Raw genomic sequence first — 14,991 nt, 5'->3', positions numbered from 1 at the left:
GTTAACGAGGCACTTTTTTTGGCAGGTCAAGCATGGCGAGACGGCGAATTCTGCGAACGGGCGTGACGGCCTTCGCACTGGGCGGTTTGGCGATATGCGGACAGGTGCCCGAACGGGCCGCGGCGCAATCGTCCTCATCCGCGTCATCGGCATCGTCCTCGCCTTTCTCGGGAATCTTCGGCGGCCCGAAAGCCGAGGCGCCGGTCAAGCTGAACTTCAACATCGCCGGCGATACCGATCTGGAAAAATCGCTGCGCGGGCGGTCATTGATGTCCGGCGCGATCGACGAAGGCCGCTATACCGGGCAGGACCTGCTGGCCGCCGCACGGGCGGATTACGCGCGGTTTCTGGCGGTCCTGTACGGGCAGGGATATTATTCCGGGGTGATCAACATCACGCTGGACGGTCAGGAGGCGGCGCAGATCGCCGCGCTCGATGCGCCGCAGACGGTGCGCCAGATCAACGTGACCGTGCAGACCGGCCCGCAATTCCGCTTTTCACGCGCCGCCGTCGGCCCGCTGGCGCCGAACACCAAACTGCCGAGTGATTTCCAGACCGGAAAGGTCGCCAAATCGGAACTGGTGGGCGACGCCGCCCGCGCCGGCGTCAAGGCATGGCGCGAGAACGGCAACGCCAAGGCGGATATCGCCGGCGACAATATCGTCGCCGACCACGCCGCCCGCACCCTGTCGGCCGAGGTTGCGCTTGCCCCCGGACCGGTGGTCACCTTCGGGCAATTGCGGATGCGCGGCTACGACCGGATGGACCCGCGCCGTCTGGCCAAGATCGCCGGCTTTCCCGAAGGACAAAGGTTCGACCCGGAAAAGCTGGAAGACGTGCGCAAGCGTCTGCGGCGGACCGGGGTTTTCTCGGCGATCACGCTTGAGGAATCCGAAAAGCTCGGCCCCGGCAATACGATGGATGTCGATCTGACCGTCGTGGAACAGAAGCCCCGCCGGATCGGCGCGGGCTTTGAGATTTCAACCAACGAAGGCGCGGCGCTGTCGGCCTATTGGCTGCATCGCAACCTGTTGGGCGGCGGCGAAAGGCTGCGGATCGAGGGCAAGATCGCCAATCTCGGGGCGCGGGACAGCGGCCGGGACTATTCGCTTAACCTGCGGCTGGAACGCCCCGCCACGATCACCGCCGACACCACGGCCTATCTGGATACCGGCATCCAGCACACCGATGACGTCGATTACAAGGAAGACGCGGCCCATTTCGGTCTCGGCCTCAACCGGATCTGGAGCGACGAATTAAGCGCCCAGACCGAGATTCAATATCGCGTGTCGCGGGTCGAGGACGAAAGCGGCAAGACCCGGTTCAAGGTACTGTCCTTTCCGACCTCGATCACCTGGGACAAGCGCGACGACCCGAACAACGCCAAAAGCGGCTTCTGGCTGTCGGGCGGCGTGATCCCGTTCGTCGGTTTCGCCGATACCGGATCCGGGTCGCAACTGACCGCCGAGGGCCGGATCTATCGCAGCTTTGGCGAAGATCAGCGTTTCACGCTGGCGGCGCGGGCGCGGCTGGGCACGGTCGCCGGTCCCACGCTGGCGGAAACCCCGCGCGACTATCTGTTCTATTCCGGCGGTGGCGGCACGGTTCGCGGCCAGCCCTATCAGTCGCTGGGGGTCCGGGTACTTCAGGGTCCCGACGGACCGATCAAGACCGGCGGCATGAGCATCGCGACCGTATCGACCGAGGCGCGCATTCAGGTTCGCGAAAAAATCGGCACCGTGCTGTTCGTCGATGCCGGCCGCGTCTGGGAGGACGAATTGTGGGGCGGCGCCTCGGGCTGGCAGGCGGGGGCCGGTGTCGGGGTACGTTATGATACGCCCATCGGTCCGCTGCGCCTTGACCTGGCGGGCCCGGTCGGCGGCGATACCGGAAAGGGGCTGCAATTGTACCTTGGTCTGGGGCAGGCATTCTGATGCGGCGCTTTATCCTTTTGCTGTTACTGGTTCTTTTGCCGGTTTCGGTTATGGCCCAAGACAGCCAGACCGAGGAAGACAAAGGTTTTCTCACCCGGTTTCTGGAAGAAAAACTGTCCGGTGCGGGCCGTCAGGTCGTGATCTCCGGCTTTGCCGGGGCGCTTTCGTCGCGCGCGACATTCGCCTCGATCACCATCGCGGATGACCAAGGCGTCTGGTTGACGCTGCGCAACGGCGCCATTCAATGGAACCGTTCGGCCATTCTGCGGGGCCGGATCGAGATCGCCGAACTGTCGGCGGCCGAGATCGACCTGCCGCGCACCCCCACCCCCGCCGCACAGGCCAGCGTGGCGACCCCGGAAGCGCGGGAATTCAGCCTGCCGGAACTGCCGGTTTCGGTGAAGATCGAGAAATTGCTGGCCGAGCGGGTGGTTCTGGGCCAACCGATCATCGGTCTGCCGGCCGAGTTGCGCGTCTCGGGCGACATGAGCCTTGAGGGCGGCGAGGGCACGGCGGTTCTGAACATCGACCGGCTGGACGGCCCGCGCGGGCGCTTTGCGCTGAACGCGGCGTTTTCGAACACCACCCGGAACCTGAACCTGAACCTTGATCTGGACGAGGACAAGGACGGTCTGGCGGTCAATCTGCTGAACATCCCCGATCGTCCGGCCATCAAGTTGCAGGTGGCGGGTCGCGGTCCGATTTCCAATTATGCGGCCGATATCGTGCTGGCGACCGACGGCCAGCCGCGCGTGACCGGCAAGGCCACGCTGGCCACGGCGGCCGGCCCCGACGACAGCCCGGGCCAGAAATTCCGGCTGGCGCTGGACGGCGACATCTCGCCCCTGCTTCCGGTTCAGCACCGCGCCTTTTTCGGCAACAAGGCGGTTCTGCTGGCCGAGGGTTGGCGCGGCGAAAGCGGCCGCATCGCCCTGCCCGTGCTGATGATCGACACCAATGCGCTGAATCTTTCCGGCTCGCTCAATCTGGGTGACGACGGCGCGCCGCAATCGGCGGTGATGCTGATGACCGTCGGGACCGAGGCGGGCGCCACCGAACCGGAAACGCTGCTTCCCTTCGGCAATGCCGCGACCCGGGTCAGCACCGGACGGTTCGAACTGGTCTATGACAAGGCCAAGGGCGACGGCTGGACGCTGAATTCGCGCATGCGCAACCTGAAACAGGCGATGATGACCATCGACGCCGTCGATCTGAACGGATCGGGTTCGGTCAAGCAGGAAGCGGGCCGGGTCGACGAGGTAACCGGCGTGCTGAATTTTGACACCACCGGCATCGCGCCCACCGACAAGGGGCTGGCGCTGGCTATCGGCGAGACGCTGAAAGGCCGCACCGACATTCACTGGGCGCGTGAAAACCCGCTGGAACTGACCAACCTGTCGCTTGAGGGCGGCGGCTACGGCCTGACCGGCGATATCCGCGCCGACGGGCTGGGCAGCGGCATCACCGTCTCGGGCGAGGTCGAGGCGCGGCACGACGATCTGTCGCGGCTGTCGACGCTGGCCGGGCGCGCGCTGAAAGGCAATGCGACCGCCACGATCAGCGGGCTTTACACGGTGCTGACCAAGGGCTTTGACGTCGAAGCCAAGGTCACCGGCAACGACATCGCCATCAACCAGCCGCAGGTCGACCGCATGCTGGCCGGCGAATCGGCGATCGAGCTGTCGGCGCGCCGCGATGAAACCGGGATCGAGTTGCGCGACCTGACCGTCAACGCGCAGAACCTGACCGCACAGGCGCAGGGCATGCTGACCTCGAACAACAGCGACCTGACGGCGACGGCCTCGATGCCCGATCTGTCGGTGGCAGATCCGGCCTTTGGCGGCGCGCTGAAGGTCAATGCCAAGATTACCGGGCCGGCCGGGCTGCGGCGTCTGGCCGTCGACGGCATCGCCGACGATCTGGTCACCGGCATTGCCGAGCTTGACGGCGCGCTCAAGGGGCAGACCGTGCTGACCGTCGCCGCGCAACAGCAGGAAAACGGTGGTCTGGCGGTCGAGACCCTGCGGCTGGCCAACACCCAGCTTATCGCCGAAGGCAACGGCACCTATGCCAAGGGCACCGGCGGGAATGCCAACATCACCTTCAGCATGCCCGATCTTACCGTGATGGGACGCGGCTTTGCCGGCGCGATCAAGGCGAATGCGCGCTTGTCCGAGGCGAACGGCACCCGTTCGGTCGACATCGCCGGGACCGGCACCAATCTCAGCTTCGGTCAGGCGCAGGTCGATGGCGCGATGATGGGGGATACCCGGTTGATGGTCCGCGCCAGCGAAAAGGACGGCACCATCTCCATCGAAGAGGCGCGGCTGACCAATGATCAGATGAACGCGACGGCGCAGGGCACCATCGGCAAAGAGGGGACGAACGCATCCGCCCATGCCGTGATCCGCAACCTTGCCGCCTTCGGGGCCGGCTGGCGCGGCACGGTCACCGCCGATGCGACCTTTGCCGATGATGGCACCGGGGCGCGCAAGCTGACCGTCGACGGAACCGGGCAGAACATCTCGCTTGGCCAGCGCGACCTTGACGCCGCCTTGTCGGGGGAAACCAAGCTGACCGTGCGGGCGACCGAGCGTCAGGGCGTTTTCGACATCGAACAGGCCGACATTCAAGGCCCCAACCTGACAGCCAGCGCCAAGGGCGTATACGGCGGCGGCAAGACCGACATCAACGCGACCGCGCGGGCCAGCAGTCTGGCGTTTCTGGGCCGCGGACTGTCCGGCGCGCTGAACGCGGATGCCCGTCTGGTCGAGCAGAACGGCGAGCGGCAGATCACCGCCAGCGGCAATGCCTCGAACCTTGCGATCGGCAATGAAAAGGCCGATGCGCTGCTGCGTGGCCAGACGACCTTTGACGTGGCGGCGACCCAGAAGGGCGGCCTGATCTCGGTTCAGCGGTTGAACCTTCGCAACCCGCAGCTTTCGGTGCAGGGCGACGGCGCGCTGAACGATGGCGTGCCCAGCGTCAAGCTGACCGCGATGCTGGGCGATCTGGCCCTGCTGGTGCCGGGCTTTCCCGGTCCGGTCCAGATCAACGGAACCGCACGTCAGGACGGCAGCAATTACGTGATGGACCTGAACGGCACCGCGCCCGGCGGTACCCGGCTTCAGGTTGCCGGATCCATCGCCAGCAATTTCCAGAACGCGGATCTGCGGATCGAGGGGGTCTCGGACGCGGCTATCGCGAACCCGTTCCTGCGCACCCGCTCGCTTGAGGGGGCAGTGAATTTCAATCTGCTGATGCAGGGCAAACCGGGTCTGGACGCGCTTTCCGGGCGGATCAGCATACCCTCGGGACGGCTGGCCGATCCCAAGCTGGGCATCCGCATCGACAATCTGGCCCTGAATGCCGATCTTGGCGGCGGCCGGATCAACGTGGATGCCCGGGGCAACGTCAACGCCGGCGGTTCGCTGCGGGTGTCGGGGCCGATCGAGTTGCGCGGCGATCGCAATATGGACATCGTGGTCATGCTGAACGACGTCCGTATCCGCGACCCGAACCTGTATCAGACCCGCGCGAACGGCGAGATCCGCATTCAGGGGCCGCAGGCCCTTGGCGCGACGATCAGCGGCACGATCAACCTCTTCGACACCGAAATCCGCGTCCCGGCCACGTCGGGCGGCGGCGCGGGCGACATTCCCGAAATCCGGCACATCAACGACAGCGCCGCCGTGCGCGCGACCCGGGCCAAGGCGGGCTTAGCGCCATGGCCCAGCCGCGCTTCGGCCGAGGCGGGCATGACCGGCCCGGCCGCGACGCCCCCGACCCATCCGATGAAGCTGGATCTGCTGATCTCGGCCCCCACGCAGGTTTTCGTGCGGGGTCGCGGTCTGGACGCCGAGCTTGGCGGCCAGATCAGGTTGACCGGAACGACCCAGAACATCATCCCGATCGGAACGATCGAGTTGATCCGGGGGCGGCTTGATCTGCTGGGCAAACGCTTTGACCTGGATACCGGGATCATCGAGATGCAGGGTAGCCTGATGCCGGTGGTGCAGTTCATCGCCTCGAACCAGCAGGACGGCATCACCACCCGGATCGAGATCGAGGGCGACATCACCGACCCCGAAATTCACTTCACCTCCGACCCCGACATGCCCGAGGAAGAGGTGCTGTCGCAGCTTCTGTTCGGGCGCGGGCTGGACAAGATCTCGGCGCTTCAGGCGGCTCAGCTTGCCAATGCGATCGCGGTTCTGGCCGGCCGCGGCGGCGCCGGCATCGTCGACAAATTGCGCAGCAGCTTTGGTCTTGACGATCTGGACCTGTCCACCGACGATCAGGGCAGGGTCTCGGTCCGGGCCGGAAAATATATCTCGAAGAACGTCTATACCGACGTCGCGGTGGGACAGGATGGCAAAAGCACGGTCAACCTGAACCTCGATATCTCGCCCAGCCTGACGGCACGGGGATCGGTCGACAACGAAGGCGACAGTTCTCTGGGCCTGTTCTATGAGCGGGACTACTAGGCACCGGTCCGGGCGGCATTGACTCGGCCGGTGGCGGCGCGCCATTTACCGTTGCAGTTGGACGGAAGGATAGCGCATGCGCATCGCGATGATCGGAACCGGCTATGTCGGGCTTGTGTCCGGCGTCTGTTTTTCGGATTTCGGCCATCAGGTCGTCTGCGTCGACAAGGATCAGCGCAAGCTGGAGCGGTTGCGCGCCGGTGAAGTGCCGATATTCGAGCCCGGTCTGGACACGCTCATGGCCCGCAACATCGCCGACGGGCGGCTGAGCTTTACCGACGATCTGGCGGCGGCGGTCGATGGTGCCGAGGCGGTGTTCATCGCAGTCGGCACGCCCACCCGGCGCGGCGACGGCCATGCCGATCTGAGCTATGTCTATGCCGCCGCCGAGGAAATCGCCGCGGCGCTGACCAGACCGACCGTCGTGGTCACGAAATCCACCGTCCCGGTCGGCACCAACCGCGAGGTTCTGCGCCGGATCCGCGCGGTTCGCCCCGATCTGGTGATCGACGTCGCCTCGAACCCCGAGTTTCTGCGCGAAGGCGCGGCGATCGACGATTTCATGCGGCCGGACCGGGTGGTGATCGGTGCCGAAACCGAGCGGGCGCGAAAGGTCATGGCCGAGATATATCGGCCGCTGTCCCTGCGCGATTTCCCGATGGTCCAGACCGATCTGGAAAGCGCCGAGATGACCAAATACGCCGCCAACGCCTTTCTGGCGACCAAGATCAGCTTCATCAACGAAATCGCCGCGCTGTGCGAACGCGTCGGCGCCGACGTCAAGGCGGTGGCGCGCGGCATGGGGCTGGACAAGCGGATCGGCGACAAGTTCCTGCATGCGGGCCCCGGCTATGGCGGGTCGTGCTTTCCCAAGGACACCATGGCGCTGGCCCGGATCGGGCAGGATCACAGCGTCCCGCAGCGGATCACCGAAACCGTCATCGCCGTCAACGACCACACCAAGCGGCGGATGATCGACAAGCTGATCGACCTGTGCGACGGCAGTTTCAACGGCAAGCGCATTGCCGTGCTGGGCGTGACCTTCAAGCCCAATACCGACGACATGCGCGAGGCCCCGGCCCTGACCATCGTGCCCGCCCTGATCGGCGGCGGCGCCGAGGTGCGCGTGACCGACCCGCAAGGCCAGCGCGAGGGCGAGCATCTGTTGCCCGGCGTGCGCTGGATGGCCAATGCCTATGATGCCGCCGATGGCGCCGATCTGCTGGTCATCCTGACCGAGTGGAATGAGTTTCGCGCCCTTGATCTGGGGCGTCTGGCCCGGTCGATGAACCGCGCAGCCCTTGCCGATCTGCGCAATATCTATGACCGCCAGATGGCCGAGCGCTCGGGCTTTGTCGCCTATGATTCCGTGGGCCGCGAGGCATGACCACCGCATTGGTGACCGGCGCTGCGGGGTTCATCGGCTTTCACCTGTGCCGCCACCTGCTGGCCGAGGGCTGGACCGTCATCGGTTTTGACGCGGTGACCGATTACTATGACCCGCAACTGAAAGAGGCGCGGCTGGATATCCTGCGCGCCGACCCGAAGTTCACCGAGATCCGCGCGGCCTTGGAAACCCCCGGCGCGCTGGATAACGCATTCGCGCAATACCGCCCCGATGTGGTCGTGCATCTGGCCGCGCAGGCGGGGGTTCGCTATTCGCTCGAGGCGCCGGAAAGCTATGTAAACGCCAATCTGATCGGCACCTTCCGCGTGCTCGAGGCCGCCCGCGCCTATCCCCCGGCGCATCTGCTGATGGCCTCGACCAGCAGCGTCTATGGGGCGAACGACGAATACCCCTATGCCGAGGCGCAAAAGGCCGACAGCCCCATGTCCTTCTATGCGGCGACCAAAAAGGCCAATGAGGCGATGGCGCATTCCTATGCCCATCTCTACGGCCTGCCGATCACCATGTTCCGGTTCTTCACCGTTTACGGGCCATGGGGCCGGCCGGACATGGCGCTGTTCAAATTCACCAACGCGATCCTGAAGGGCGAGCCCATCGACATCTACAATCATGGGCAGATGGAGCGCGATTTCACCTATATCGACGATCTGGTCGAGGCGGTGCTGCGTCTGATCCCCGCCGTGCCGGTTCGCGGCCAGCCGGTTCCCGGCGACAGCCTGTCGCCGGTGGCACCGTGGCGGGTGGTCAATATCGGCAATGACAGCCCGGTGCCGTTGATGGAATATGTCGCGGCGGTCGAGGATGCGCTGGGAACAAAGGCGCAGAAGAACATGATGCCGATCCAGCCCGGAGAGGTCCCGCGCACCTGGGCCGATGTGACGCTGTTGCACCGGCTGACCGGGTTTCGCGCAAAAACCGATGTGGCGACCGGCGTGCGCGCCTTTGTCGACTGGTATCGCGGCTTTTACGGCGCATGAGGGCCTGCGCGCGTCACCGGACCTGATGCATCACCCGCACCGCCTCTTGCATGGTGCGGTAGAGGGTGGCCCCCGCCGGGGTCAGCACCCGGTCGCGCAAACGGATCAAGCCATATGTCCCGACTTTCAGATCATCGGCCAAGGGCAGTCGGGCGATGCGCGCGCCAAGCGATTGCGGCGCGGCAAAGAACTGCGCGGCGGCCGTCGACATGACCCCGATCGCATTGGTGCGCGCGACGAAAGCCAGCGTCAGCATCAGCGAGCTTGTCCCGATGATCCGGGCCGGCTGACCGAAACCGCGCGTCGCCAGATATTGTTCGACCGTGGTGCGCAGCAACCCGCCCAGCGGCTGCATCACCCAGTCGAAACGCAGGCATTCGGACAGATCCCGGGGCGTGTGTCGATGCAGTTCGTGCCCCTCGCGGACAATCATCGACAACGCTTCCTCGCCGATCGGCTCCATCTGGTACATCGCGGCTTCGGCGCGGGTGGGAATGCGGCCGATATAAAACTCGATCCGCCCCGATTGCAGGTGCTCAAGCAGCCGATCGCTTGATTCCACAACGATGTCGGTCAGAATCTCGGGGTGCAGGATGCGCAAATTCTGCAACAGCGGCAAAACCAGATCCAGCGACGGGCCGGCGACCGAACCAAAGCTGATACGCCCTGCCCGGCCGCGGTCGATGTCCAGAACCTCGCGACTGGCAAGGTCAAGGTCGCGCAGGATCGTCCGGGCACGTTCGGCCAGACGCATGCCGGCCTCGGTCAGGTGAACGCCGCGCGGGTGGCGCCGGGTCAGTTCTGCGCCGACATTTCGTTCCAGCTCGGCCAGCATCCGCGATGCGGCGGGCTGGGTCATGTTGATCGCGGAAGCCGCCGCGCCGATCTGTCCGGTATCGGCCACCGCGACGATCAGCCCAAGCTGGCGCATCTTGATCCGGCGTTTCAGCACATCGTCCATCGAATCCCCCGTCATACCGATTCCGGCATATCCAACAGCGATAAACGCACTTGACCGGTATGACCAGCAACCGCTAGCCAAAGAGGTGGCGACACCGTCGCAGGGCGCCCGATCGGGCAGCCCCAGGGAGGCAAGACAAAACACTGATGCTCGGGCGGGCGGTCTGCACGCCGGTACATCCTGCATCGACGGAGGAAATTCATGATGCTGAAGCTTAGAAAGCTGGCCATGGTGCTGGCTTCCAGCGCCGCGCTGGCCCTGCCGGGACTGGCCATGGCCGAGGGCACGGTCGGGATCTCGATGCCGACCAAATCGTCGGCGCGCTGGATCGACGACGGCAATAACATGGTCAAGCAGTTCCAGGACGCCGGCTATCAGACCGATCTGCAATATGCCGACGACGATATTCCGAACCAGCTCGCCCAGATCGAGAACATGATCACCAAGGGCGTGAACGTGCTGGTGATCGCGGCCATCGACGGCACCACGCTGTCGAACGCGCTGGCCAATGCCAAGGCGGCCGATATCAAGGTCATCGCCTATGACCGGCTGATCCGCGACACGCCCGATGTCGATTATTACGCCACCTTCGACAACTTCAAGGTCGGGGTAGAGCAGGCGAACACTCTTGTCGGCGGCCTGAAAGAGCGGTTCCCGGATGTGAAACCGTGGAACGTCGAGCTGTTCGGCGGCAGCCCCGACGACAACAACGCTTTCTTCTTCTACGATGGCGCGATGTCGGTCATCCAGCCGCTGATCGACGACGGCTCGATCGTGATCCCCTCGGGGCAGATGGGCATGGACAAGGTCGGCACCCTGCGCTGGGACCCCGCGACCGCACAGGCCCGCATGGATAACATTCTGTCGGCGAACTATACCGACAAGCAGGTGAACGGCGTGCTTTCGCCCTATGACGGGCTGTCGATCGGCATCCTGTCGTCGCTGAAGGGCGTCGGCTATGGCTCGGGCGACATGAAGATGCCGATCGTCACCGGTCAGGACGCCGAAATCCAGTCGGTCAAGTCGATGGAGGCGGACGAGCAGTATTCGACCATCTTCAAGGACACCCGCGAACTGGCCAAGGTCACCGTCGGCATGGTCAACGCGATGCTGGAAGGCAAAGAGCCCGAGGTCAACGACACCAAGACCTATGACAACGGCGTCAAGGTCGTGCCGTCCTATCTGCTGCAACCGGTGCCGGTCCTTAAGGGCGATATCCAGAAGGTTCTGGTCGACTCGGGCTATTACACCGCCGATCAGATCAAGTGATCCGACCGGGGCGGGGCAGAACCCCCGCCCCCTTTCACGCCGTTCACGCAACACGTCATCCGGGGGGAGATCATGCAATCAATCAAACGTTTCGCCTTTGCGGTCGCATCCACGATCGCGCTTGCCGCGCCTGCCGCAGCACTGGCCGAGGGTATGGTCGGCATTTCGATGCCGGAAAAGACCACCGCCCGCTGGATTGCGGACGGCGACAACATGGTCAAGCAGTTTCAGGACGCCGGCTATCAGACCGATCTGCAATATGCCGATGACGATATTCCGAACCAGCTTTCGCAGATCGAGAACATGATCACCAAGGGCGTCAACGTGCTGGTGATCGCCGCCATCGACGGCACCACCCTGTCGAACGCGCTGGCCAATGCCAAAGGGGCGGACATAAAGGTCATCGCCTATGACCGGCTGATCCGTGACACGCCGGACGTCGACTATTATGCCACCTTCGACAATTACAAGGTCGGGGTCGAACAGGGCACCTCGCTGGTCAACGGCCTGAAGGAACGGTTCCCGGATGTGAAGCCGTGGAATGTCGAGCTGTTCGGCGGCAGCCCCGACGACAACAACGCCTATTTCTTCTATGACGGCGCGATGTCGGTCATCCAGCCGCTGATCGACGACGGTTCCATCGTGATCCCCTCGGGGCAGGTGGGCATCGACAAGGTCGGCACCCTGCGCTGGGACGCCGCGACCGCGCAATCGCGCATGGATAACATCCTGTCGGCGAATTACACAGACAAGCAGGTGCATGGCGTGCTGTCGGCGAATGACGGGCTGGCGCGCGGCATCATCTCATCCGTGAAGGGCGTGGGCTATGGCTCGGGCGATCAGAAAATGCCGATCATCACCGGCCAGGACGCCGAGATTCCGGGCATCAAGGCGATCATCGCGGGCGACCAGTATTCGACCGTGTTCAAGGACACCCGCGAGCTGGCCAAGGTCACCGTCGGCATGGTCAACGCCATGCTGGAAGGCAAAGAACCCGAAGTGAACGACACCAAGACCTATGACAACGGCGTCAAGGTCGTGCCCTCCTATCTGCTGCAGCCGGTGCCGGTGACCAAGGACAATTATCAGCAGGTGCTGATCGACAGCGGCTATTACACCAAGGAACAGTTGCAATAGGCGACCGGGCGGGTCGGCAGGTGCCGGCCCGCCGCCGCAAGGTCTTAGGCAGGCAAGGGGACCGCGATGGACAGCATTCTGGAAATGCGTGGCATCACCAAGACCTTTCCCGGGGTCAAGGCGCTGGATAACGTCAATCTCAACGTCCGTCGCGGCGAGATACGGGCGCTGGTCGGCGAAAACGGCGCCGGCAAATCGACCCTGATGAAGGTCCTCTCGGGCGTCTATCCGCATGGCAGCTATGAGGGCGAGATCCTGTTCAACGGCGCGCCGGTGGCCTTCAACGGCATCCATGACAGCGAAGCCAAGGGCATCGTCATCATCCATCAGGAACTCGCGCTGGTGCCGCAGATGTCGATCGCCGAGAACATCTTTCTGGGCAACGAGATTGCCCGCCGCGGCGTCATCGACCGCCACGAGACCAACCACCGCACGGCCGAGCTTCTGGCCAAGGTCGGCCTGCGCGAAAGCCCCGAAACCAAGGTCGGCGACCTTGGCATGGGCAAGCAGCAGTTGATCGAGATCGCCAAGGCGCTGTCGAAAAAGGTCAGCTTGCTTATTCTGGACGAGCCGACCAGCTCGCTGAATGAAAAGGACAGCGACGCGCTGCTGACGCTGCTTGACGAATTGCGCGGTCAGGGCATCACCGCGATCATGATCTCGCACAAGCTGAACGAGCTGTCGAAGATCGCCGACAGCGTGACGGTGCTGCGCGACGGCTCGACCGTCGCCAGCCACGAGGGCATGATCCCCGAGGATCAGATCGTCCGCGAGATGGTCGGCCGTTCGATGGAGAACCGCTATCCCGAACGCGACCCGAAGATCGGCGAGGTCATCATGGAGGTCCGCGACTGGACGGTCAGCGACCCCAACCGCTTCGACCGCAACGCCGTCGAGAACGTCAGCTTCACCCTGCATCGCGGCGAGGTCCTGGGCTTTGCCGGGTTGATGGGCGCGGGGCGGACCGAGCTCGCGATGAGCATTTTCGGCGGCAGCTTCGGCAAGCGGTTGTCGGGCAGCGTGACGATCGACGGCCGTTCCGCCGATGTCTCGACCATTCCGCGCGCCATCGCCGCCGGTCTGGCCTATGTGACCGAGGATCGCAAATCGCTGGGGCTGGTGCTGGACGACAACATCCGCCGCAACATCCCGCTGGCCAACCTGCCGGGGATCGCCGATCGCGGCGTCGTCAACCGCCGGGTCGAACAAACGGTCGCCGAGGATTACCGCAAGCGCATCAACATCAAGGCCCCCTCGATCGAGGCGCGCACCGTGAACCTGTCCGGTGGCAACCAGCAAAAGGTCGTGCTGTCGAAATGGCTGTTCGCCGGCCCGGAAATCCTGATCCTCGACGAACCGACCCGCGGCATCGACGTCGGGGCGAAATATGAAATCTACACCATCATCCGCGACCTCGCCGCCGCGGGAAAAGCGATCATCGTGATCTCGTCCGAGATGCCCGAGCTTCTGGGCGTCACCGACCGCATCTGCATCATGAACGAAGGCCATCTGGTGGGCGAAATGCCGACGTCGGAAGCCTCGCAGGAAAAGATCATGTCGATCATCATCAAGACCGGCCACAACGTGACCGATCCCGACATACGCCCCGAAGATCTGATGGAGGAAAATGCCGATGTCTGACCCAACCCTGCACGGCCAGCACAGCACCTTCGGCTTCATCCGCCGCAACATGCGCGAATACGGAATTCTGTTCGCGCTGGTCATCATCATGATCTTCTTTCAGATCGTGACCGGCGGCATCCTGTTCCGGCCGGTCAACCTGACGAACCTTGCGCTTCAGAACAGCTATATCGTCATCATGGCGGTCGGCATGCTGCTGGTCATCGTGGCCGGGCATATCGACCTTTCGGTCGGGTCGGTCGCGGGGTTCATCGGCGGGCTTGTCGCCATCATGATCGTCAAATGGGACATGAATTACCTGCTGGCGGCGGTGCTTTGCATCATGGCGGGCGGGGTGATCGGGGCCATGCAGGGGTATTGGATCGCCTATTGGAAGATTCCGTCCTTCATCGTGACGCTTGCCGGGATGCTGGTGTTTCGCGGGTTGACGCTGTGGCTTCTGGCGGGCCAGTCGGTCGGCCCCTTCCCGTCCAGCTTCCAGGCCATCGCATCGGGCTTTATTCCCGACCTGTTCGGCATGGGAAAGCCCAACCTGTTCTCGCTATTGCTGGGCTGGGCCGTGGCCTTGGTCCTGCTGATCATGGCGTTCCGCGGCCGCCGCCGGGCCGAGGCCGCAGGCATCGCCGAGGAACCCTATCCGTTCTTCATCGGCAAGACGGTCCTGATCTTTCTGGCGCTGGTGTGGATGAGCTGGCTGATGGCCAATTTCCGCGGCCTGCCGAACGTGTTCATCGTCATGGCGATACTGGTCGCGCTTTATTCCTTTATCGCCGAGCGCACCACGCTGGGCCGGCGCATCTATGCGATCGGCGGCAACGCCAAGGCCGCAACCCTGTCGGGCATCAAATCCGAGCGCATCGTGTTTCTGACCTTCGTCAACATGGGCATGCTGGCGGCGCTTGCCGGGATCGTGGTCGCTGCGCGCCTGAACTCGGCCACGCCAAAGGCCGGGCAGGCGTTCGAGCTTGACGTGATCGCGGCCGTTTTCATCGGTGGCGCCTCGATGGCGGGGGGTGTCGGCACGGTGATCGGCGCGGTGGTCGGCGCCTTCATCATGGGGGTGATGAACAACGGCATGTCGATCCTTGGCATCGGTATCGACTATCAGCAGATCATCAAGGGGCTGGTGCTGCTGGCCGCCGTGATCTTCGACGTCTCGAACAAGAACCGGGGCTGA

Annotated in this window: 9 protein-coding genes; 8 read left to right on the top strand and 1 reads right to left on the bottom strand. The window is 64.0% G+C overall.

Annotation, left to right across the window (positions count from 1 at the left end; genetic code table 11):
* The first annotated feature begins 62 nt into the window (after nucleotides 1-62).
* The 4 genes from ACFSCT_RS08780 (at nucleotide 63) to ACFSCT_RS08765 (ending at nucleotide 8,806) form a co-directional block, all read left to right on the top strand.
* A complete protein-coding gene (locus ACFSCT_RS08780; RefSeq protein WP_379141970.1) occupies nucleotides 63-1,934 on the top strand; it encodes an autotransporter assembly complex protein TamA in 1,872 nt (623 codons plus the stop codon).
* The gene (locus ACFSCT_RS08775) at nucleotides 1,934-6,421 is read left to right on the top strand and encodes a translocation/assembly module TamB domain-containing protein (RefSeq protein ID WP_379141968.1); all 4,488 of its coding nucleotides are present in this window, start codon (nucleotides 1,934-1,936) and stop codon (nucleotides 6,419-6,421) included. Before ACFSCT_RS08780 ends, ACFSCT_RS08775 begins: the two co-directional genes overlap by 1 nt.
* Nucleotides 6,422-6,497: 76 nt before the next feature.
* Nucleotides 6,498-7,808, top strand: coding sequence for a UDP-glucose dehydrogenase family protein (locus ACFSCT_RS08770; protein WP_379141966.1), 1,311 nt, complete (start codon nucleotides 6,498-6,500; stop codon nucleotides 7,806-7,808).
* Entirely contained in the window at nucleotides 7,805-8,806 is a 1,002-nt protein-coding gene (locus ACFSCT_RS08765; protein ID WP_379141964.1) for an SDR family NAD(P)-dependent oxidoreductase, read from the top strand. The genes ACFSCT_RS08770 and ACFSCT_RS08765 overlap by 4 nt, the downstream gene beginning before the upstream one ends.
* A gap of 13 nt (nucleotides 8,807-8,819) precedes the next feature.
* Here ACFSCT_RS08765 and ACFSCT_RS08760 read toward each other — a convergent pair whose 3' ends face one another.
* Nucleotides 8,820-9,782, bottom strand: coding sequence for a LysR family transcriptional regulator (locus ACFSCT_RS08760; RefSeq protein WP_379141962.1), 963 nt, complete (start codon nucleotides 9,780-9,782; stop codon nucleotides 8,820-8,822).
* Between the two features lie 189 nt (nucleotides 9,783-9,971).
* On the opposite strand from ACFSCT_RS08760, the gene chvE (ACFSCT_RS08755) reads away from it, so the two are divergent.
* The 4 genes from chvE (ACFSCT_RS08755) to mmsB all read left to right on the top strand — a co-directional run bounded on the left by chvE (ACFSCT_RS08755) (nucleotide 9,972) and on the right by mmsB (nucleotide 14,991).
* Nucleotides 9,972-11,036 (top strand): multiple monosaccharide ABC transporter substrate-binding protein, encoded by a 1,065-nt coding sequence (chvE, locus tag ACFSCT_RS08755; protein ID WP_379141960.1) that lies wholly within the window; start codon nucleotides 9,972-9,974, stop codon nucleotides 11,034-11,036.
* A 72-nt stretch (nucleotides 11,037-11,108) separates the two neighbouring features.
* On the top strand, nucleotides 11,109-12,173 hold the full coding sequence (gene chvE, locus ACFSCT_RS08750; protein ID WP_379141958.1) for a multiple monosaccharide ABC transporter substrate-binding protein: 1,065 nt from the start codon (nucleotides 11,109-11,111) through the stop codon (nucleotides 12,171-12,173).
* A 66-nt stretch (nucleotides 12,174-12,239) separates the two neighbouring features.
* A complete protein-coding gene (mmsA, locus tag ACFSCT_RS08745; RefSeq protein ID WP_379141956.1) occupies nucleotides 12,240-13,814 on the top strand; it encodes a multiple monosaccharide ABC transporter ATP-binding protein in 1,575 nt (524 codons plus the stop codon).
* On the top strand, nucleotides 13,807-14,991 hold the full coding sequence (gene mmsB / locus ACFSCT_RS08740) for a multiple monosaccharide ABC transporter permease (protein WP_379141954.1): 1,185 nt from the start codon (nucleotides 13,807-13,809) through the stop codon (nucleotides 14,989-14,991). Before mmsA ends, mmsB begins: the two co-directional genes overlap by 8 nt.

The organism is Paracoccus pacificus, from assembly GCF_042680785.1.
Taxonomy (GTDB): domain Bacteria; phylum Pseudomonadota; class Alphaproteobacteria; order Rhodobacterales; family Rhodobacteraceae; genus Paracoccus; species Paracoccus pacificus.
The sequence above is the reverse complement of the archived record's forward strand: the minus strand, read 5'-3'. Positions and strand labels throughout refer to the sequence as shown.